General features: G+C 73.2%; 1 protein-coding gene. It reads left to right on the top strand.

The genetic code is table 11. The annotated features are described in order from the left end of the window. Positions 1–474: class I SAM-dependent methyltransferase (locus tag EEB19_RS26305; protein WP_187590279.1), on the top strand; the 474-nt coding region annotated here is incomplete at both ends.

Genomic DNA, 474 nt, shown 5'->3' with positions numbered 1-474 from the left:
CCTGGGACCGCATCGATCCGGCATCGGCGCTGCTGGCCGAGCACCTGCCGGCCGACCTGGCCGGCCGCGCCGCCGACCTTGGCGCAGGCTACGGCTATCTCTCGCGCGAGCTGCTGGAACGCTGCCCGAAGATCACCGCGCTGGACCTGTACGAGGCCGAGCAGCGTGCGCTGGCCCTGGCCGAACTGAACCTGGCGCCGCCGCCGCGCGCGCTGCCGCTGCGCTTCCTGTGGCGCGACGTCACCGCCGGCATCGAGCCGGGCTACGACGTCATCATCAGCACCCCGCCGTTCCACACGCCGTCGCGTGCCGACCGCCCGGACATCGGCCAGCGCTTCATCGCCGTGGCCGCGCAGGCGCTGCGCCCGGGCGGGCGCCTGTACGTGGTGGCCAACCGCCATCTGCCGTACGAGCACACCCTCAACGACAGCTTCGGTGCGGTGCGCGTGGTCGCCGAGCGCGACGGTTTCAAGC

Source organism: Gordonia sp. OPL2 (genome assembly GCF_003797825.1).
Classification (GTDB): domain Bacteria; phylum Actinomycetota; class Actinomycetes; order Mycobacteriales; family Mycobacteriaceae; genus Gordonia.
The sequence above is the reverse complement of the archived record's forward strand: the minus strand, read 5'-3'. Positions and strand labels throughout refer to the sequence as shown.